This is a genomic window from Pseudomonas shiyinii (assembly GCF_056725765.1).
In genome coordinates, this window is record NZ_CM161522.1 from 2,944,638 (window position 1) to 2,963,407 (window position 18,770).

The window sequence follows — 18,770 nt, forward strand, 5'->3', positions numbered from 1 at the left end:
AATCGCAACGAGGTACGCAATGTTTCCCAGCCAACGATTCGAGCCACCCGCCACCGATCGACTGCGCTGAACTTTGGCCGGTCACGCGGCTTCAGACACCATACATACCTAGCGGACACCCATCGCCCATGCCCCGTGATCCGAAGACCGCCGTCGTACTGCTCGATACCCGCGAGCACACGCCCGACCACGAGCACGCCGTCCACCTCAAGCTCGTCGACTACCTGGCGCGCCTGCTCGGCATTGGCAAGGCCGCGCCTGACCAGCCCCCAGGCAGCGACGATCGCTACTACTACCTGCCGACCGAAACCCTGGTCGACCCGCAGCGCTACCGCCCCCTGGGAATCGTGGACGAGCACGACCTGTTCGGCGGCCTGGTCACGCACCCCTTCATGGCCACCAAGGCTATTTCCCACCCTCTGCCAACCGGGGCGAGCTTCCCATCAGGTTGGACCGATGCGTTCGCCCGCGACGCCCGCGACGCCCTGTTGCGCGGCTACACGGTGTTCAGCAAGACCGATGCCCGGCGAGCAGCGGCCACGCTTCTGCGCGAAGGCCCGATCCGGGTCAAGCCAGTGCTGGCCTGCGCCGGGCGTGGGCAGGAGGTGGTCGAGCACGCCGAGGACCTGGAGCCATTGCTGGCGCAGATGGACGACGCAACACTGGGGCTTGTCGGGCTCGTGCTGGAAGAGAACCTGGACGACGTCGAGACCTATAGCGTGGGCCAGGCCTGCGTCGGCGACCAGGTGTGCAGCTACTATGGCACCCAGCGCCTGACCCGCGATCATCAGGGCACCGAGGTCTATGGCGGTTCTGACCTGGTCGTGGTGCGAGGCGGCTATACGTCCCTGCTGCAGCTACCGCTTGAAGAACACCTGCGCCTGGCCATCAACCAGGCCATGACTTATGAACGCGCCGCGCAACGGCACTTTCCTGGCTTCATCGCTTCCCGCCGCAACTATGACATCGCCCGCGGCCGAGACCACCGGCAGCGCCTGCGCAGCGGGGTGCTGGAACAGTCCTGGCGCCTGGGCGGGGCCAGCAGCGCCGAGATCCTGGCCCTGCAGGCCTTCGCCGACGACCCGGCCCTGCAACGGGTGCATGCCTCGAGCCATGAAGTCTTCGGCCTTCCCGAACTGCCTGCCGACGCCACACTTTTCTACCAGGGAAACGACAGTGAACTCGGACAACTCAGCAAGTATGCACGGATACGCCACCATGACCATCCAGAGTGAATCAGTCGAGCTTCAGGTCGAGGACGACCGCATCGCCGGCACCGTGGTCAGCCCAGGCAGCAAGATGCCGGGCATTCTCTTCGTCCACGGCTGGGGCGGCAGCCAGCAACGCGACCTGGCCCGGGCACGCAACATCACTGGGCTTGGCTGCGTATGCATGACCTTCGACCTGCGCGGCCACGAAAAGACCGAAAGCCAGCGCCTGACCGTCACCCGCCGGCAGAACCTGGGCGACGTGCTGGCCGCCTACGACCAGCTAGCCAACCACCCAGCCGTGGACCCGGGCGCCATTGCCGTGATCGGCAGCAGCTATGGCGGCTACCTGGCGACCCTGCTGACGACCCAGAGGCCTGTCAAATGGCTGGCCCTGCGGGTGCCGGCGTTGTATTGGGACGATGACTGGGAAACGCCCAAGCAGGCCCTGGATCGGCAACGCCTGAACAGCTATCGTCAGCGCATCCTGGGCCCTGCCGACAATCGGGCCCTGGCCGCCTGTGCCGAGTTCGGCGGTGACGTGCTGCTGGTCGAGTCCGAAAACGACGACTATGTGCCGCACAATACGCTGATGAGCTATCGCTCGGCGTTCGTCGCGGCCCACTCGCTGACTCACCGTATCGTCGACGGCGCCGACCATGCCCTTTCCAGCGAGGAATGCCAGAAGGCCTACAGCGCCATGCTCGCATCCTGGATCGAGGAGATGGTCATAGGCGCACGCCTGGACCGCTATCCGCATTACGCTCCCTGGTACGCCTGAGGCTCGCCCACCTGGCACTGCAACTCGCCACCGGCGCCCCGCACAAGGCTGCGCAGGGTCTGGTAGGCAGCGAAATTGATGCCCCGCGCCTGGTGCTGGCACAGCAAGTCGAGGAATGGCTCCTCCACGAAGCAATCTGCCGCCGCGGCCCATGCCTGGCGTGATTGCCATTGCAGGTACTGCAATACCCGACTGCCATCGTCGCTGGCCTGGATACTGACCGCCAGCAGCCCCTCGCAACGCGCCGCCAACGCTTCGCTGCGCACCACCAATGCCTCGGCCAGCGCCTGCTGCCGGGTCGTTGGCACTTCGTATTCGATCATCTGGGTGAACCATAAGGTCGTGGGCTGGGCCGCCATGGACTGTCTCCTTGCTCCGGACGCTTGCAGCGCGATGGTTCGCAGGGTAAAACCTCGAGTTAAGTCAAGGTCAAGGAATTTCTTCCCATGCCAGGCAAAACGCCCCCTTGCGAAGAAAAGCTGCTGAGCGTCGGCCAACTGGCCGCACGCAGCGGCGTTGCCGTCACGGCGCTGCATTTCTACGAGACCAAGGGGTTGATCCACAGTACCCGCAATGCGGGCAACCAGCGCCGCTATCCCAGGGCCACGCTGCGCCGGGTGGCGGTGATCAAGATGGCCCAGCGCCTGGGCATCGCCCTGGCCGACATCGCCCAGGCCCTGGATACCCTGCCCAGGGACCACACGCCCAGCGCCGAAGACTGGGGCCGGCTATCGGCGCGCTGGCGTGACGACCTCAGCCGGCGGATCGACGAACTGATCTTGCTGCGCGATCAGCTGGACGGCTGCATCGGCTGCGGCTGCCTGTCGTTGAAGGAGTGCCCCTTGCGCAACCATCACGACCGCCTGGCCGAGCAGGGCCCCGGGCCGCATCCACCCGCCCATTAGAAGATGTCAGGGCTGGGCGATGAAGCGTCGCCGGTAATCGCTGGGGGTCGACCCGACGATACGCTGGAACACCTTGCGAAACGCGCCCGGGTCTTGGTAGCCCACGCCCCAGGCGATCTGGTCCACGCTGCGTCGGGTAAACTCCAGCAACCGACAGGCCCGCACCACGCGCACCTGTTGACAGTACTCGGTCGGCCGCAGCCCGGTGGCCGCGCGAAAGCGGCGCAGGAAGGTTCGTGGTTCGAGGCCAGCGCATAACGCCATGCTGGCCAGGTCGGCCTCTTGCGCCCCGTTGCCCTGTAGCCAATGCTGGACCTTGAGCACCGCTTCGTCACCATGGTCCAACCGCGGGCTGAAACGCGCGCCCGGCAAGGCGCTGGCCAACGGCTCCACGGCCAGGTAACGGGCAGTTTCCCGGGCCAGGGTCGCACCGAGAAAACGCTCCAGCAAGCGCAGGCCAAGCTCGGTCCAGGCCATCAGCCCGGCAGATGTCACGATGTCGCCGTCATCGAGCAACGGTTGGTTGGCCTCCACCCGCACCTTGGGGAAGCGCTCACCCAGTGCCTGCGCATAGTTCCAGTGGGTACTCGCCGCTCGTCCATCGAGCAGCCCGCTGGCGGCAATGAAGAACACCCCGATGCACACCGAGGCGAGCACGGTGCCCTGCCCATGCCATTGGCACAGGGCAGTACGGTGACGCTCGAGCAACGCAGGGGCCGGTGCCGACTCCAGGCTCGGCGGGATCACCAAGGCACGTAGCGCGTGGCGAGGTTGCGCCAGGCTGTCGTGGATAACCTGCAGCCGCCCTTCATCGTCGAGCTGCCAATGGCTGACACGCAGGCGTGGCAGGTTGCCTTCGCCCAGCTCGGCAGCGACCCGGTTGGCCACCGTGAACAGGTCAGTCAGGCCGTGCACGGCGGCACCTTGCGCACCTGGATAGACCAGAACACCGATTTCCAGGGTAGCGGGGCTGTCAGTTTTTGCCGTCATTGTGTCGATCGCGCCAATCCCAGGGAACATCGCCCAAGCCTATAACTATCCTCAACCAACCACTACTGCCACAGGAGGCAGCATGAGCAAGCAGGCCCTGATCATCATCGACATCCAGAACGACTACTTCCCCGGTGGCAAGTGGACCCTCGACGGTGCCGAGAGCGCCGCCGACAACGCTGCCCGCCTGCTGGACGCGGCCCGCAGCCGGGGCGACCTGGTGGTGCACGTGCGCCATGAATTCGAAAGCGTCGACGCGCCATTCTTCACGCCGGGCTCGGACGGTGCGCAGATCCATCACAAGGTAGCGCCGGCCAGCGGCGAAGCCGTGGTCACCAAGCACCAGGTCAATGCTTTTCGCGACACCAACCTCAAGGCCCTGCTCGACCAGCATGATGTCCAGGCCCTGACCATCGTCGGCAGCATGAGCCACATGTGCATCGACGCGGCCACCCGCGCGGCGGCCGACCATGGCTATCAAGTGGCAGTGGCCCATGATGCCTGCGCGACCCTGCCCCTGGACTTCGCCGGCAAGCAGGTACCCGCAGCGCAGGTCCAGGCGGCCTCCATGGCGGCGCTGGCCTTCGCCTATGCCCGGGTCGAGAGCACCGAGCAACTGCTCGCCGAATATCGCCGCTGAAGCGCTCAGATCACGACGTTACGCACGAACCGCGTGGGCTCGCTGGCATCGTTGCGATACACGTACCGGCAGTTGCTGGGAAATACGTGAAACTCGCCCGCCTGCAAGCGCCGTTCACGCCCCTCGATGACCAACGTCAGGCAGCCTGCGGCCACGTAGATCTGTTCGCTCCACCCTTCGGCGTCGGCCTCACTGGCGTAGGACTCGCCCGGCGCCAGGGTCCATTCCCAAAGCTCGACCTCACGCCGGGCCGGGCTGCTGCCCAGCAGGATGGCCTTGCTGCCGGCATGCTCGCCGGCCCAGGCCAGCTCATCGATGCGGCTGGGGTCACGGCGATCAGGGGCCTGGATGAGCGTGCTGAACGCCACACCCAGGGCTTCGGCGATCAGGTCGAGGGTGGTGAGGCTGACATTTTTTTCGCCCGCCTCGATGGCCACCAACATTCGCCGACTGACCCCAGAACGCTCGGCCAGTGCCGTCTGGCTCAACCCGGCAACGCTGCGTAACTGGCGAACGTTCTGGCTGACATGCTGCAGCACCGATGCCCGGTGCGAAGAATCTTTGTGCACTATATTGCTCACAGGTAGGGATTGCGCAGTATACTGCCCACTTTGCGGCGATTGTGCGCCGCCCCTGTCGAGTAAGCAAGCCCATGAGCCAGCCCAGCCTGCCCACCCCATCCGCCGTCTCCTTGCGTCTGAGCAAGGCGGAACTGGTGCTGGTATTCATTACCATGCTCTGGGGTGGCACCTTCCTGCTGGTGCACAATGTCATGACCGTCAGTGGCCCGATGTTCTTCGTCGGTCTGCGCTTTGCCGCGGCCGCCGTGTTCGTCGGCCTGGTGTCGGCCCGCTCGCTGCCGGGGCTGACTTTCACGGAGCTCAAGGCCGGCATGCTCATCGGTGTGTCGATCATGCTCGGCTATGGTTTGCAGACCATGGGCCTGCAAACCATCAGCAGCAGCCAGTCGGCCTTCATCACGGCCCTCTACGTGCCCTTCGTACCACTGTTGCAATGGCTGGTACTCGGACGCCGCCCCGGCCTGATGCCAAGCCTTGGCATCTGCCTGGCGTTCGTCGGGCTGGTGCTGTTGGCCGGCCCGAACGGTGGCACCTTGCATTTCAGCGAAGGCGAGCTGGTTACCCTGGTCAGTGCCGTGGCGATCGCTGGCGAAATCATTCTCATCAGCCGCTATGCCGGCCAGGTCGATGTGCGCCGGGTCACCGTGGTGCAACTGGCGACCGCCTCGGCCCTGGCCTTCCTGATGATCGTTCCGACCCAGGAAGCCCTGCCGGGTTTCTCCTGGCTGCTGCTTTGCAGCGCCCTTGGCCTGGGGGCGATGAGCGCAGTGATCCAGGTGGCGATGAACTGGGCGCAGAAATCCGTTTCGCCCACCCGAGCTACCCTCATCTATGCCGGCGAGCCGGTCTGGGCGGGCGTCGTCGGCCGCATCGCCGGCGAGCGCCTACCGGGCGTCGCGCTGCTCGGAGGCCTGCTGATCGTGATTGCCGTCGTGGTCAGCGAACTGAAAATCCGCCGTGCCAGCCAGGCCCCGGTGGTACAGGAACGCGAAGACCATCCAGAGCGTGAACCGGGCCTGTGAAGCGCTGGTCAGCGGCTATGCTTTGAAAAAAACTGTTATAAAAAAACAGCTTGTCACGCCGCATTTAGAGGATCGTGCAGCCGCTTGCGTGTTGGTGATCACCCGTGCGGCACGTATGATCTTTGCCAAACTTCTCCAGATTAGAACGCTATGTCCTTGATAGTGCTATTGCTTCTGCCGTTCGTGGGCAGTTGCCTGGCAGCCGTGCTGCCACACAACGCACGTAACACAGAGTCCATTCTTGCCGGGCTCGTGGCCCTGGCTGGCACCATCCAGGTGGCGTTGATGTACCCGCAGGTCGCCCACGGCGGCGTGATTCGCGAGGAATTCCTCTGGCTGCCGAGCCTGGGCCTGAACCTGGTGCTGCGCATGGATGGCTTCGCTTGGCTGTTCTCCCTGCTGGTGCTGGGCATCGGCACCCTGGTGTCGCTGTACGCACGCTACTATATGTCTCCCCAGGACCCGGTGCCGCGCTTCTTCGCGTTCTTCCTGGCCTTCATGGGTGCCATGCTCGGGGTGGTGATTTCCGGCAACCTGATCCAGCTGGTGTTCTTCTGGGAACTGACCAGCCTGTTCTCCTTCCTGCTGATCGGCTACTGGCACCATCGCAGCGATGCCCGCCGCGGTGCCTACATGGCGTTGATGGTCACTGGCGCGGGCGGCCTGTGCATGCTGGTGGGGGTGCTGCTGCTCGGCCATGTGGTCGGCAGCTACGACCTGGACAAGGTCCTGGCTGCCGGCCAGCTGATCCGCGAGCACACGCTGTACTCGGTGCTGCTGCCCTTGATCCTGATCGGCGCACTGAGCAAGAGCGCGCAGTTCCCCTTCCAGTTCTGGCTGCCCCACGCCATGGCGGCCCCCACCCCGGTTTCGGCCTACCTGCACTCAGCCACCATGGTCAAAGCTGGCGTATTCCTGCTGGCACGGCTGTGGCCGGTGCTCTCGGGCAGCGAAGAATGGTTCTGGATCGTCGGCGGCGCAGGTGCCTTGACCTTGCTACTGGGCGCATTCGCGGCAATGTTCCAGAACGACCTCAAAGGGCTGCTGGCCTATTCGACCATCAGTCATCTAGGCCTGATCACTCTGCTGCTGGGTCTGAACAGCCCGCTCGCGGCCGTGGCGGCCGTGTTCCACATTCTCAACCATGCCACCTTCAAGGCCTCGCTGTTCATGGCCGCCGGCATCATCGACCACGAAAGCGGCACCCGCGACATTCGCCGCCTGAGCGGTTTGTTCCGCCTGATCCCCTTCACCGCCACGTTGGCCATGGTGGCCAGCGCTTCGATGGCTGGCGTGCCCTTGATGAACGGTTTCCTGTCCAAGGAAATGTTCTTCGCCGAAACGGTGTTCATCTCGTCCACCGCCTGGGTCGAGACCGCATTGCCGGTGATCGCCACCCTGGCCGGCACCTTCAGCGTGGCTTATGCGCTGCGCTTCACCGTCGACGTGTTCTTCGGCCCTACCGCCCAGGACCTGCCGCACACACCCCACGAGCCGCCCCGCTGGATGCGCGCTCCCGTGGAGCTGCTGGTACTGACCTGCCTGGTGGTGGGGATCTTCCCGGCGCAATCGGTCGGCCCGTTGCTGGCTGCCGCCGCGCTGCCCGTGGTGGGCGGCACCTTGCCTGAATACAGCCTGGCCATCTGGCACGGCTGGAACGCCCCGCTGATCATGAGCCTGATCGCCATGAGCGGCGGCATCGTGCTCTACCTGCTGCTGCGTGAACAACTGCGCCGCGGCCGCTTCCCACACCCGCCGCTGATCGAGCGCTTCAACGGCAAGCGCCTGTTCGAACGCGGCCTCGTACACTTGATGCTGCTGGCCCGTCGCATCGAAAGGCTGCTGACCACCCGGCGCCTGCAGAAGCAGCTGTTCATGCTGACCCTGGCTGCGTTCATCGCCGGCCTCATGCCTATGCTCTACAGCGGCCTGAGCTGGGGCGACCGGCCAAAGATCCCGGGTTCGGGCGTGTTCGTCGCACTCTGGCTGATCGCCATCGCCTGTGCCATCGGTGCGGCCTGGCAGGCCAAGTATCACCGCTTGGCAGCCTTGATCATGGTCAGCGTATGCGGCCTGATGACCTGCATCACGTTCGTCTGGTTCTCGGCACCGGATCTGGCCCTGACCCAGCTCGCCGTCGAGGTGGTGACCACGGTGCTGATCCTGCTCGGCCTGCGCTGGCTGCCGCGACGGATCGAAGGTGTCTCGCCCCTGGCGGGCACCCAGGAGCGCGCACGCCTGCGGCGCCTGCGCGACCTGTTGCTGGCCGTGCTGGTCGGCGGCGGCATGGCCCTGCTCTCCTACGCCATGCTGACCCGGCCGACGCCCAACGACATCTCGTCGTTCTACCTGAGCCGGGCACTGCCCCAAGGCGGCGGCACCAATGTGGTCAATGTCATGCTGGTGGACTTCCGCGGCTTCGACACCTTGGGCGAGATCACCGTGCTGGTGGCCGTGTCCCTGACCGTGTTCGCCCTGCTGCGACGCTTCCGCCCGCCGAAGGAGAGCATGCAATTGCCTGCCCAGCAGCGCCAGCTGGCACCGGACGTGGTCACCGACCTGATCAACCCGCGCCACGCCACCGACACCGCCCTTGGCTTCATGATGGTGCCTGCGGCCCTGGTGCGCCTGTTGCTGCCGATCGCCCTGCTGGTGTCGATGTACCTGTTCATGCGCGGCCATAACCAGCCTGGCGGCGGCTTCGTCGCCGGGCTGGTGATGTCGGTGGCGTTCATCCTCCAGTACATGGTCGCCGGCACCCAGTGGGTCGAGGCACAGATGAGCCTGCGCCCGCTGCGCTGGATGGGCACAGGGCTCCTATGCGCCACCTTGACCGGTGCCGGGGCAATGGTCCTGGGCTACCCGTTCCTGACCACCCACACCGCCCACCTGCACCTACCGGTGCTCGGTGACCTGCACGTGGCCAGCGCGCTGTTCTTCGACATCGGCGTCTACACCGTCGTGGTCGGCTCCACGCTGCTGATCCTCACCGCCCTGGCGCACCAGTCGGTGCGCGCCCATCGCCCGGGCAACCCGTCCAAGTCCAGCCAAGCAGGAGCCGCCTGATGGAAGAAGTCATTGCCGTGGCCATCGGTGTTCTGGCCGCCTCCGGGGTCTGGCTGATCCTGCGTCCACGGACCTACCAGGTCATCATGGGCCTGTGCCTGTTGTCCTATGGCGTCAACCTGTTCATTTTCAGCATGGGCAGCCTGTTCATCGGCAAGGAACCCATCATCAAGGACGGCGTGCCCCAGGACCTGCTCAACTACACCGACCCATTGCCCCAGGCTCTGGTGCTCACCGCCATCGTCATCAGCTTCGCCATGACCGCGCTGTTCCTGGTGGTGCTGCTGGCCTCGCGCGGGCTGACCGGCACCGACCACGTCGACGGCCGGGAGCGTGAGGAATGAGCGGGTTGAACCAACTGATCATCGCCCCGATCCTGCTGCCACTGGTGACGGCAGCGTTGATGCTGTTGCTCGGCGAGAAGCGGCGCCCGCTCAAGGGCCGTCTGAACCTGTTGTCGACCCTGGCTGGCCTGGGCATCGCCCTCACCCTGCTCGGCTGGGTACGCAGCCAGGGGCAGGCCGAATCCATCGGTGTTTACCTGCCGGGCAACTGGCCAGCGCCGTTCGGCATCGTCCTGGTCGTGGACCACCTGTCCGCGTTGATGCTGACCCTTACCGGCATCGTCGGGGTCAGTGCACTGCTGTTCGCCAGGGCTCGCTGGGATGGCGCAGGAGCCAGCTTCCACGCGCTGTTCCAGATCCAGCTCATGGGCCTGTACGGCGCCTTCCTGACCGCTGACCTGTTCAACCTGTTCGTGTTCTTCGAAGTGCTGCTGGCCGCCTCCTACGGCCTGCTGCTGCATGGTTCGGGGCGGGCGCGGGTCAAGGCAGGCCTGCACTATATCGCCATCAACCTGTTCGCCTCGTCGCTGTTCCTGATCGGCGCTGCCATGCTCTACGGAGTCACCGGTACCCTGAACATGGCCGACCTGGCGTTGAAGATCCCGCTGGTACCGGAAGCCGATCGCGGCCTGCTGCATGCAGGGGCTGCGATCCTGGCCATGGCATTCCTGGTCAAGGCCGGCATCTGGCCGCTGAACTTCTGGCTGGTACCGGCCTATGCCTCGGCCAGCGCACCGGTGGCGGCGCTGTTCGCCATCATGACCAAGGTCGGCCTGTACGCCGTGTTACGCCTGTGGACTTTGCTGTTTTCCGGCCAGGCCGGCGCATCGGCGCATTTCGGCGGCCAGTGGCTGGTCTATGGTGGGCTGGCGACCCTCGCGGTCGCTGCTGTGTCGATCCTCGCCGCCCAGCGCCTGGAGCGCCTGGCCGCGCTGAGCATCCTGGTATCGGCCGGCACCCTGCTGGGGGCTGTCGGCTTCGGCCAGCCGATCCTTACCGGCAGTGCCTTGTTCTACCTGGTGAGCTCGACCCTGGCCTTGTGCACACTGTTCCTGCTCGCCGAGCTGGTAGAACGCTCGCGCTCGGCCAACGAAGCGCCCCTGGACGACGAGGAAGATGCCATCCCTCCTCCCTTGGAGTCACTGCACCCGCCCAAGGGCATCAACCTCGACGACGAACAAAAGGCCGTGATCGGCCAGGTCATTCCCTGGACCATGGCCTTCCTGGGCCTGAGCTTCATCGCCTGCGCCCTGTTGATCATCGGCATGCCACCGTTGTCGGGCTTCATCGGCAAGCTGAGCCTGATCAGTGCGCTGTTCAACCCCCAGGGCCTGGGCACGCCGAACGATGAGCCCTTGTCCGCTACCGCCTGGGGCCTGGTGGCCCTGTTGATCCTCTCCGGCATGGCCTCGCTGATCGCCTTCGGGCGGGTTGGTATCCAGCGTTTCTGGAAGCCCGAGGAGCGCCCCTCGCCACTGCTGCGCCGCTATGAATGCCTGCCTATCGTCCTCTTGCTGGGCTTGTGCATCCTGCTCAGCATCCAGGCCGAACCCTTGCTGCGCTACACCCAGGACACGGCGGCCAGCCTGCAGGCACCCGATACCTATATCGAAGCCGTGATGGCGACCCGCCCGCTGCCAGGCCCAACCACCCTCGATGCGCAGGTGCAGCCATGAAGCGACTGTTCCCCGCCCCGCTGCTCTCCGTGTCGCTGTTCGTCTTGTGGCTGTTGCTGAACCTGTCGGTCAGCCCAGGCAACCTACTGCTCGCGGCGGTCCTTGCGATCCTGGCGCCGGTGCTGATGGCCCCGCTGCGCCCTCAGCACGCCCATGTGCGCCGGCCATTGGTGGTCGCCCGGCTGATCGGCCGGGTGGGCCTCGATGTCATTCATTCCAACCTGTTGGTGGCGCGCAGTGTGCTCATGGCCGGCAGACGCCCGCCACGCTCGGCCTTCGTGCATATTCCTTTAGCCCTGCGTGACGCCCATGGCCTGGCAGCGTTGTCGATGATCACCACGGTGGTACCTGGCACGGTCTGGTCGGAGCTCGCGCTGGACCGCAGCGTCCTGCTGCTGCATGTGTTCGACCTGGAGGACGAAGCGGCTTTCATCGAGCACTTCAAGCACACCTACGAACGCCCGCTGATGGAGATTTTCGAATGACTGGCCTGCTCGCCAACGCCATTCTCGCCAGCCTGTTCATCTTCGCCACTGCCATGGCTCTGGCGCTGGTCAGGCTGTTTCGCGGCCCCAGCGCCCAGGACCGGGTCCTGGCACTGGACTACCTGTACATCCTCGGCATGCTGATGATGCTGGTACTGGGTATCCGCTACGCCAGCGATACCTATTTCGAAGGCGCCCTGCTGATCGCCCTGTTCGGCTTCGTCGGCTCGTTCGCCCTGGCCAAATTCCTGCTGCGCGGCGAGGTGATCGAATGAACGAAACCCTGGAGTTGCCATTCTGGCTGGAACTGATCACGGCACTGCTGTTGCTTGGCGGCAGCCTATTCGCCCTGATCGGCGCCCTCGGCCTGCTGCGCCTGAAGGACTATTTCCAGCGCATGCACCCACCTGCCCTGGCTTCGACCCTCGGCGCCTGGTGTGTCTGCCTGGCTTCGATCCTGTATTTCTCGTGGGTCAAGCAAGGCCCGGTGCTGCATGCCTGGCTGATTCCGGTCCTGCTGTCCATTACCGTGCCAGTGACCACGCTGCTGCTGGCCAGGGCGGCCCTGTTTCGCAAGCGCATGTCCGGCGAGCCGGTGCCTGAAGAGGTGAGCAGCGGGCGCGACCACGGCAACTGAGGCTGACTGCCTGGGGCAAGCCAGGTATACCTCAGCCCTGGGTCAGGCGTTGCAGCTCCCGCCGCACCATGGCGGCGAACTCGGGCGGGCTGAGCTGGTACAACTCACCTGCCACCCAGGCCAACCAGCCGGCCCCCAGCGCCTCACGCCTGGCCAGCAGGCGCTCGGCCTGCGCCACGGCCTGGGCCTGGTGCTGCTGGTGAAAATGCGCTCTACCGGTGGGCGCCTTGTCGCTCATTCGCTGGCCTTGAACGTGGTCAGCTCGCCCTTGCGCCATTTGGCGACCTTGCCGGTCACCGCCTTGAGCAGCTTGCCCAGGCCTTCCTGCACCTGTTGCTGGGCGGCGAACACCAGCATCACGCCATGGCCCTCGCGAAACACGATGCCTTCACCTTCCGGCACCGAGACGAAGGCGTAATCGCCGACGCCATAGACGTTCAGCTTGATATCGCGAAAGCGCAGCTCCAGCTTGCCACCCTCGCGACTGGGCAATACCGCAGCGCGAAAGTGGTCGCCGACCTTCAATTCCAGGTGTTGTTTGTTATCGACCACCAAGGCGTCATCGGTGTCGATCTCGGCCATGTACAGGCCATCGGGGTTCTGTTCGGTGACATAGATGAAACGCCCTTGAAACAGTTTGGCCAACTTGGCCCGCAAATCGCCCAGGGCGAACAGCGCGTGGGTATCCAGAGTACTGACTGCCAATGAAGAATTCCTCGAACCGGTTACAGGCACCCCCAACCCAATACGTGGGGGCGCGATCATTTCAAGTCGATGTCTGAAAGACTAATCAAGCGATGCGCGAAACGTCTGTACAGGTAGGCGATGCGGCAGGCAGGAATTATTACTCAAGCTTGCCAGCCAAGACCTCAAGACGGCTTTTCGGCAGTATTCCCTACAGGGAACGTAATGTCTGACAACAAAATTGCAGGAAAAGATGCAACAGATAGCGCAGGCCCTCGGCAGAACGGGCCTCGATATCCATCAGCACATTACAGAGGAAGAATATGCACGAAAAGACTGAAATCCGTCGAGAGGGCCAGCGCATTTCTTGCTGTTGAAGGAGGCCGGAACAGAGAGTTGCCGCCAGGAAGAAACGCAAAAAGCCCCAGGGATTGCTCCGTGGGGCCTCTGGGAACCGTGACGATCAGACCTGGCGCTGGTGGCGGTCGAGCTGTTCGTGGCGCTCCTGGGCTTCGATGCAGTACTTGGTGGTCGGGCTGATCAGCAGGCGCTGCAGGCCGATCGGTTCGCCGCTGTCATCGCACCAACCGAAGCTTTCGTCAGCGATACGGCCCAGGGCCATTTCCAGCTGCGGGAGCAGACGCTGGTCACGCTCGATGGCGTTGACCAGCCAGTGGCGCTCTTCTTCCACCGAGGCCACATCGGCCGGGTCCGAAGGCGTATCCAGGCTTTCGATGGTGTTGCGGCTCAGCTCGATGCGCTCGTGGGTTTCGACTTTCATTGCCTGCAGCAGCTCGGTGAAGAATGCCAGCTGTTCAGCGTTCATGTAGTCATCGGCCGGCATGGCCAGCAACTGTTCCTTGGTCATCGATTTCTCTATGAAAATATAGGCTTTTGGGCGTTTCGGGTGTCACCCACGATCGTGCGTGGGTAACGAAATTCTTAAAAGCGCCAACCGGCTCTTTTTACAGGGGGCGGCAGTCTAAGGCGGCAGGCCGCGAGGGGCAACACCATTGATCCGTGAATTTACCGAAATCCCTCCGATCGCGCCCAGCGCCACGGCAACAGTTCGTCGGTTTTGCGCTGTAACGTGCAACAGCCAGGCGAGATGTATGCAAAGTAGTACCTGGCTACCGACCGCCGCGGCATGAAAACGCCTTTGCTAATGGACCATTCCACAGCCGGAGCAGTCCATGAGCAACACGTCCCAACGCCCCACAAGTCCAAGCCTGGAGTGCCAGGTAGCGATCCGCTTCAATGCCCGTCCCAGCCTGCTCGACATCGCCGCCCAGGTGCTGGCCGAACAATGGCTGACACGCCGTCTGCCATCCAGCGCGGACCCTCGCAACCTGTTTCTGGTCAGCCTCGGGCCGGCGTCGGCCCCCCCTTTTATCCGCCCATTGAGCCATGTGCTCGTCGAGCGCTACTGCCTGCGCCGGACGCTGAACCTGACGCCGCACGAAGACTACGTCTCCCTCGTGCAGGAACATGACCCCAAGAACGCGCTGTCGCTGGATCTGGATCCTCTGACAGTCATGATCAATGAATGCGGCCCGTTCATGCTGGAAGCGTATCAACAGGCCTTGATCAGCTTCTGGAGCGATAGCGACGACAAGGGACAGACGCCCTGGCACTGGTACAGCGATTACCTGCAGCAACAGTTCACCCAGGCCGTCCTGGACGGCAAGCGTGACGCGACGCTGCTTCCCGAGGCGCTGAGCACAGCGCTATGGGTGCAAGCGCATCCTGATCCACGCACGCAAGCCAGCCTGGAACCCTTTCAGGTTCGGGTCAGCAACCTGCGCATGGATTTCGTGAGCAACTGGCAACTTGACCCGGAGCTATCCAGTGCCCTTTTGATCGAACGCAGTGACGCCCCGGCCGAACGGGGCACGACATTGCTCTACACCCCTACCGGGAAATTGGTGTCCTTCCCTTCACGCCAAACGCTGCTGAGCCATGCCGCCAGGCCCTGGCCACTGTTGTCCGGGGTTTCCGGGCCGCAGGTGCATTTGGTATCCCCGACTTTGCCATACTTCCAACACCAGGCGCTCGGCGTGTTGTGCCAGCAGTTGCATGGATCGCAGCTGACCGCCTGGCAGGGGGACGATCTGGTCAGCGCAGCCGATCTGTCGATCGCCTTGGACCGACTGACATCGATGTTCGGCCTGTGCAGCCCGGCCGAGGCCAGCTTGCACGAGCGCCTGGCAAGCCATTTGCCCGCTTGGCTGAAAGAGGCTTCCCCGAAGAAACTGTTGCGCTACAGCACGCAGCTGACCCAGATCGCTCAGGGCTATCATGACGCCCAGTACACCTCGTGGCTCGATGGCGTGGCCGATGCCCAGACCTTCGCCACGCAACGGCTTCTGACTCGCATCCAGAGCGATCACCCCGAGGCCGACCTGGACCTCTCGATGCTCAGGGTCGTCAACGCCCAAACGACCATCGGTGCATTGCCTGTCCACGAAAGCATCGTCACGGACAACATGCTCCATACCGAAACATTCACCCTCCCCCAACTGGCGATCAGCAACTTGGGGCTGCTGCGCCCAGGCAAGATCACGCTGCAGGCGCTCGACGGCAAGCCGGTGCCGAACTGGTTCGATGAATCCTACTTGCGCAACCTCATCACCGAAGCGGATGTCGCGAAACACTACCCCGCCATGTTGCGCGCCACCCTGTTGGACGATCCGTCGCAGCGGTCGCGCCGCGAATCGCTGCTCAGGCGGCAACTGCACACCCAGCTGCCCGCCCTTGCCATGGCGCTGAACCTGCAGGGCAAACCGATAGACTTCGACGTCATAAAAGGTATCGGCGATGTGTTTGGCGAGGCCCCGCAACGCAGCACTTGCTGGCAACTGCGTCGGTTCGGGTTGCTCAGAAGCCTGGATGCCAGCCCCGACCATCCGCTCAATACATGGCTGATCGAGGCACAAACCGCCACCTCGCAGCCGTGCCTGCTGTACCGCCCGTTGCACAGCGAACCCTTGTTGGCGTTCGACGACAGGCAGGCGCTGCTTGACGCGATCGCTGCCCCCGGTGCACTGCAAGACGATCTGCTCGATCGCTTGCCCGAACAGGACCGCAAGGTCTATGCCCATGGCGGCTTCCTCGAACCGCACCTGTTCCACCCCCTGGAAGACGACTGGGCCGTCCCGTTCGGTGCCCCCGCGCCGGTCACCCTGGCACAGGAACCGGCATTGGCCGACCCTGCCCACGCCGTCTACCAAGGGTGCATCGATGAAACCATCAACCAGTTCCAAGCCCATGCCCAGACCAGCGCCCAGGCCCGTTGGGAACGATGGAAATCCCTGGGCTGGCTGCTGCTCAATACTGCACTGCCCTTCACAGCCGAGCCATTGGCCGCGCCGATCTGGGCCATCCAGCTGGAAACGGCCTTCCTCGAACTGGTGGGCGAACAGCAACAGCGGAGCGCTGGCGAACGCATCGCTGCTCTCGTGGAATTTCTCGTCAACCTGGCATTGCTCCTGCTCAACCATGCCTTCAAGCGCATCGAGGTGCTGCGCCAGGCCGCTTCCCGGCGATCTCGCACCGACCCTGCTACGGCCTTGCTGCCGGCCTTGCCTACGCTGACCGTGTCGCCCCAGGAGCAGGTCCTGGACTTTTCCTGGGCGAACCCCAAGCGCACGCTCGACCCCGTACAGCGAAGAAACCTAGCGGTATTTTGTACCGATACGCCCCTGGCCCGGTTGGGCAAGCCCATCCCCAACGGCCCCTTGCAGGACCTGTATTTCTACAAAGACAGAAGCTGGGTTGCCCTCGACGACAAGGTCTACCAGGTCGAATACGACGCCAATCAACAGTGTCCGCGCATCGTCGACAGCAAAGACGAACTGATCAAGGGCCCTTGGTTGCGACGCGATGAGGCCGGTCGCTGGCAGCTGGATCTGGGGCTGCGCCTGCGTGCCGGCATGCCGCTGTATCGTCGGGTCGAGCAGCTGCGCAACGCCAACCAGCAGGAGCTGGCAACGCTACAGACGCAGATCCAGCAGGACGTGACCTACCAGAAGACCCAGCGCGAATACCTCGACAAGGTGGCTCGGCTGGCCCACCGTAAGGCACCTGAAAGCATCCTGCGCAACTATCTGACGAAGCTCGAGGACTTCACCACGTTCTGGCAAGAGCATTTGCAACGTATCAATCAGTTCAATGGGCTCAAGCCGCTGCGCGAATACAAAGTCAAACGTGCCTATGCCCTGTCCCAGCAGTTGCACTATGCAAAGAAGATCGATGAAACCCTGTCCTGGCTGCATGCGCCCATCCGGGAACAGATCGATGAAATGATCAAGCTGCAGCACGGGGGTTACGAGCTGACCGAAGCCGACAAGCGCAGCCTCGGCCAGCGCATCGACACATTGCTGCCGCTGCTGGGCAAGTTGCTGGACAACAGCCAGCGCTTGCTCGATGGCATGGAGCAACTTCAGCGCCTTGCCAGCCGTTCTCAACCGAAGATCATCGAATACCGCGACGCGGCCTCGATCGATTGGGAGCTGGTCAAGTCACCGCTGACGTGGCGCTGGTCGCGCATCGAGGCCTGCGTCAACCGCTTGTCGCTGCTCGAAACGCTCGACGACGACAGCGAATACTGGCTGCAACGCTTTGGCGAAAGCCTTGACCTGGCATTTGCCCAGCGACAGCAACTGTTGGCCCTCGAGCAGCCCAATGACGATGTGCTCAGTCGGTTGGCCGTCAGCATCGATGGTCATTTCAAGACCGCACGTCGCCGGTTGGGCAACCTCAAGGCCCATTTGAACCTGGACACAGCCCAACAGCCCCTCACTCAACTACAAGAAGACATCGACAGCGCGGCCAAGGAGCTGCAACCCACGCTCGACGAATACGCAGCAACGCTGCCCAGCAACACGGTCACCCAACTGCGCAAGCAGGTGCCAGGCCTGATCGAAACCCAGGAAGGCGATGTGCTGCTGGGCAATGCCCGCCCTGACGACGACACCGTCGTCGATATCCCGACAGCACCCAACAATGCCAGTTCACGCAGCTACAAACTGGAGAACGATCGTTGGGTGGAGCTTGCGGCGCAGGCACCTGCCAAGCCCACCGCCGTGCGCAAACTCAAACACCTGCTCAAGGACAGCCAAGCGCGCCTGCAGACCGCACGCAAAGAACTGCAACGCCTGGACGGCGGCACCTTCAGCCAGTACCTGCCCATCGAGATCGAAGAACTGCTGCACCATCAGCGCGACCGCCTGCGCACCTTGCGCGAAGCGATCGAGCAGCACCTGACGGCGGACAACCAGACGGACGAGGTCGGTGGCAACCGCGATGCCGCGGAGACGATCAAGGCGCTGGAGGACCTGGACGCCCAACTGACCCGCAAAGCAATCGAGTTGCGCACCAAAGCGGCGCTGGAACAAAAACCACGTATGCCCGAGCTGCGTTTTCTCATCGATCAGGGGATTGTGACCGTCCGCGTGGAGAGCCCGCGCAAACTGCTCGCCCGGGTCAAGGGCAGGCCTGCGGACTACCTGGATGACTATGGGATCTACAAGGACGATTCATTGCTGTGGGTCGCGCATTTTCACTACCGCACGCTCGAGGCCGACAAGCGCGCCTTCGTCGCCGGGCACCTCAAGCCGGCCGCGCAGCGATACGCCCAAGGCGCTCAGGTCAACCGACCGGACACAGGGCAGCTCGAAGAGGTCTACCGCAGCCCGATTTCCCTGGCCGATGCGCAGCAGTACTTCTTCAACGTCTGAAACGACCGGGGCG

18 protein-coding genes are annotated in these 18,770 nt (G+C 63.7%); 12 read left to right on the forward strand and 6 right to left on the reverse strand.

What is annotated here, in order from left to right; genetic code table 11:
- Positions 1–128 precede the first annotated feature (128 nt).
- Both ACXHGZ_RS13235 and ACXHGZ_RS13240 read left to right on the forward strand, forming a co-directional pair.
- Entirely contained in the window at positions 129–1,235 is a 1,107-nt protein-coding gene (locus ACXHGZ_RS13235) for a DUF3182 family protein (RefSeq protein ID WP_480460225.1), read from the forward strand.
- Positions 1,219–1,989 (forward strand): alpha/beta hydrolase family protein, encoded by a 771-nt coding sequence (locus tag ACXHGZ_RS13240; protein WP_084854736.1) that lies wholly within the window; start codon positions 1,219–1,221, stop codon positions 1,987–1,989. Before ACXHGZ_RS13235 ends, ACXHGZ_RS13240 begins: the two co-directional genes overlap by 17 nt.
- On the opposite strand, the gene ACXHGZ_RS13245 is transcribed toward ACXHGZ_RS13240, so the two are convergent.
- A complete protein-coding gene (locus ACXHGZ_RS13245) occupies positions 1,968–2,348 on the reverse strand; it encodes an antibiotic biosynthesis monooxygenase (RefSeq protein ID WP_480460226.1) in 381 nt (126 codons plus the stop codon). The two genes, ACXHGZ_RS13240 and ACXHGZ_RS13245, sit on opposite strands and share 22 nt — an antisense overlap.
- Before the next feature lie 87 nt (positions 2,349–2,435).
- On the opposite strand from ACXHGZ_RS13245, the gene soxR reads away from it, so the two are divergent.
- Positions 2,436–2,894 carry a redox-sensitive transcriptional activator SoxR gene (gene soxR, locus ACXHGZ_RS13250; RefSeq protein WP_480460227.1) on the forward strand — a complete coding sequence of 153 codons (459 nt, stop codon included), beginning with the start codon at positions 2,436–2,438 and terminating at the stop codon, positions 2,892–2,894.
- Positions 2,895–2,900: 6 nt separating this feature from the next.
- On the opposite strand, the gene ACXHGZ_RS13255 is transcribed toward soxR, so the two are convergent.
- Entirely contained in the window at positions 2,901–3,884 is a 984-nt protein-coding gene (locus ACXHGZ_RS13255) for a GlxA family transcriptional regulator (protein WP_480460228.1), read from the reverse strand.
- Between the two features lie 82 nt (positions 3,885–3,966).
- On the opposite strand from ACXHGZ_RS13255, the gene ACXHGZ_RS13260 reads away from it, so the two are divergent.
- Positions 3,967–4,524, forward strand: a complete 558-nt coding sequence (locus tag ACXHGZ_RS13260) for a cysteine hydrolase family protein (RefSeq protein ID WP_480460229.1) — start codon at positions 3,967–3,969, stop codon at positions 4,522–4,524.
- Between the two features lie 5 nt (positions 4,525–4,529).
- Here ACXHGZ_RS13260 and ACXHGZ_RS13265 read toward each other — a convergent pair whose 3' ends face one another.
- The gene (locus ACXHGZ_RS13265) at positions 4,530–5,093 is read right to left on the reverse strand and encodes a helix-turn-helix domain-containing protein (RefSeq protein ID WP_084854732.1); all 564 of its coding nucleotides are present in this window, start codon (positions 5,091–5,093) and stop codon (positions 4,530–4,532) included.
- A gap of 83 nt (positions 5,094–5,176) precedes the next feature.
- Here ACXHGZ_RS13265 and ACXHGZ_RS13270 point away from each other — a divergent pair, with 83 nt between their 5' ends.
- The 7 genes from ACXHGZ_RS13270 (at position 5,177) to ACXHGZ_RS13300 (ending at position 12,335) form a co-directional block, all read left to right on the forward strand.
- Positions 5,177–6,127, forward strand: a complete 951-nt coding sequence (locus ACXHGZ_RS13270; protein ID WP_480460230.1) for a DMT family transporter — start codon at positions 5,177–5,179, stop codon at positions 6,125–6,127.
- A gap of 150 nt (positions 6,128–6,277) precedes the next feature.
- The gene (locus tag ACXHGZ_RS13275; protein WP_480460231.1) at positions 6,278–9,193 is read left to right on the forward strand and encodes a monovalent cation/H+ antiporter subunit A; all 2,916 of its coding nucleotides are present in this window, start codon (positions 6,278–6,280) and stop codon (positions 9,191–9,193) included.
- On the forward strand, positions 9,193–9,537 hold the full coding sequence (locus tag ACXHGZ_RS13280; protein ID WP_084854729.1) for a Na+/H+ antiporter subunit C: 345 nt from the start codon (positions 9,193–9,195) through the stop codon (positions 9,535–9,537). Before ACXHGZ_RS13275 ends, ACXHGZ_RS13280 begins: the two co-directional genes overlap by 1 nt.
- Positions 9,534–11,213: a monovalent cation/H+ antiporter subunit D gene (locus ACXHGZ_RS13285; protein WP_480460232.1), complete on the forward strand. Its 1,680-nt coding sequence runs from the start codon at positions 9,534–9,536 to the stop codon at positions 11,211–11,213. The genes ACXHGZ_RS13280 and ACXHGZ_RS13285 overlap by 4 nt, the downstream gene beginning before the upstream one ends.
- Positions 11,210–11,698: a Na+/H+ antiporter subunit E gene (locus ACXHGZ_RS13290; RefSeq protein ID WP_480460233.1), complete on the forward strand. Its 489-nt coding sequence runs from the start codon at positions 11,210–11,212 to the stop codon at positions 11,696–11,698. Before ACXHGZ_RS13285 ends, ACXHGZ_RS13290 begins: the two co-directional genes overlap by 4 nt.
- Entirely contained in the window at positions 11,695–11,973 is a 279-nt protein-coding gene (locus tag ACXHGZ_RS13295) for a K+/H+ antiporter subunit F (protein ID WP_084854726.1), read from the forward strand. Before ACXHGZ_RS13290 ends, ACXHGZ_RS13295 begins: the two co-directional genes overlap by 4 nt.
- Positions 11,970–12,335 carry a Na+/H+ antiporter subunit G gene (locus ACXHGZ_RS13300; RefSeq protein ID WP_224456278.1) on the forward strand — a complete coding sequence of 122 codons (366 nt, stop codon included), beginning with the start codon at positions 11,970–11,972 and terminating at the stop codon, positions 12,333–12,335. The genes ACXHGZ_RS13295 and ACXHGZ_RS13300 overlap by 4 nt, the downstream gene beginning before the upstream one ends.
- A gap of 31 nt (positions 12,336–12,366) precedes the next feature.
- Here ACXHGZ_RS13300 and ACXHGZ_RS13305 read toward each other — a convergent pair whose 3' ends face one another.
- From ACXHGZ_RS13305 to ACXHGZ_RS13315, 3 genes are all read right to left on the reverse strand, one after another.
- On the reverse strand, positions 12,367–12,573 hold the full coding sequence (locus ACXHGZ_RS13305; RefSeq protein ID WP_084854724.1) for a hypothetical protein: 207 nt from the start codon (positions 12,571–12,573) through the stop codon (positions 12,367–12,369).
- Positions 12,570–13,040, reverse strand: a complete 471-nt coding sequence (locus ACXHGZ_RS13310) for a hypothetical protein (RefSeq protein ID WP_084854723.1) — start codon at positions 13,038–13,040, stop codon at positions 12,570–12,572. The genes ACXHGZ_RS13305 and ACXHGZ_RS13310 overlap by 4 nt, the downstream gene beginning before the upstream one ends.
- A gap of 442 nt (positions 13,041–13,482) precedes the next feature.
- Positions 13,483–13,887, reverse strand: a complete 405-nt coding sequence (locus ACXHGZ_RS13315; protein ID WP_084854722.1) for a TraR/DksA family transcriptional regulator — start codon at positions 13,885–13,887, stop codon at positions 13,483–13,485.
- Positions 13,888–14,212: 325 nt separating this feature from the next.
- Here ACXHGZ_RS13315 and ACXHGZ_RS13320 point away from each other — a divergent pair, with 325 nt between their 5' ends.
- A complete protein-coding gene (locus ACXHGZ_RS13320) occupies positions 14,213–18,757 on the forward strand; it encodes a hypothetical protein (RefSeq protein WP_480460234.1) in 4,545 nt (1,514 codons plus the stop codon).
- Positions 18,758–18,770 lie beyond the last annotated feature (13 nt).

What these genes read in the sequence shown, in the direction of transcription:
- ACXHGZ_RS13235 (WP_480460225.1), top strand. Translation starts at nt 129, where the DNA reads ATGCCCCGTGATCCGAAGACCGCCGTCGTACTGCTCGATACCCGCGAG.
- ACXHGZ_RS13240 (WP_084854736.1), top strand. Translation starts at nt 1,219, where the DNA reads ATGACCATCCAGAGTGAATCAGTCGAGCTTCAGGTCGAGGACGACCGC.
- ACXHGZ_RS13245 (WP_480460226.1), bottom strand. Translation starts at nt 2,348, where the DNA reads ATGGCGGCCCAGCCCACGACCTTATGGTTCACCCAGATGATCGAATAC.
- soxR (WP_480460227.1), top strand. Translation starts at nt 2,436, where the DNA reads ATGCCAGGCAAAACGCCCCCTTGCGAAGAAAAGCTGCTGAGCGTCGGC.
- ACXHGZ_RS13255 (WP_480460228.1), bottom strand. Translation starts at nt 3,884, where the DNA reads ATGACGGCAAAAACTGACAGCCCCGCTACCCTGGAAATCGGTGTTCTG.
- ACXHGZ_RS13260 (WP_480460229.1), top strand. Translation starts at nt 3,967, where the DNA reads ATGAGCAAGCAGGCCCTGATCATCATCGACATCCAGAACGACTACTTC.
- ACXHGZ_RS13270 (WP_480460230.1), top strand. Translation starts at nt 5,177, where the DNA reads ATGAGCCAGCCCAGCCTGCCCACCCCATCCGCCGTCTCCTTGCGTCTG.
- ACXHGZ_RS13275 (WP_480460231.1), top strand. Translation starts at nt 6,278, where the DNA reads ATGTCCTTGATAGTGCTATTGCTTCTGCCGTTCGTGGGCAGTTGCCTG.
- ACXHGZ_RS13280 (WP_084854729.1), top strand. Translation starts at nt 9,193, where the DNA reads ATGGAAGAAGTCATTGCCGTGGCCATCGGTGTTCTGGCCGCCTCCGGG.
- ACXHGZ_RS13285 (WP_480460232.1), top strand. Translation starts at nt 9,534, where the DNA reads ATGAGCGGGTTGAACCAACTGATCATCGCCCCGATCCTGCTGCCACTG.
- ACXHGZ_RS13290 (WP_480460233.1), top strand. Translation starts at nt 11,210, where the DNA reads ATGAAGCGACTGTTCCCCGCCCCGCTGCTCTCCGTGTCGCTGTTCGTC.
- ACXHGZ_RS13295 (WP_084854726.1), top strand. Translation starts at nt 11,695, where the DNA reads ATGACTGGCCTGCTCGCCAACGCCATTCTCGCCAGCCTGTTCATCTTC.
- ACXHGZ_RS13300 (WP_224456278.1), top strand. Translation starts at nt 11,970, where the DNA reads ATGAACGAAACCCTGGAGTTGCCATTCTGGCTGGAACTGATCACGGCA.
- ACXHGZ_RS13305 (WP_084854724.1), bottom strand. Translation starts at nt 12,573, where the DNA reads ATGAGCGACAAGGCGCCCACCGGTAGAGCGCATTTTCACCAGCAGCAC.
- ACXHGZ_RS13315 (WP_084854722.1), bottom strand. Translation starts at nt 13,887, where the DNA reads ATGACCAAGGAACAGTTGCTGGCCATGCCGGCCGATGACTACATGAAC.
- ACXHGZ_RS13320 (WP_480460234.1), top strand. Translation starts at nt 14,213, where the DNA reads ATGAGCAACACGTCCCAACGCCCCACAAGTCCAAGCCTGGAGTGCCAG.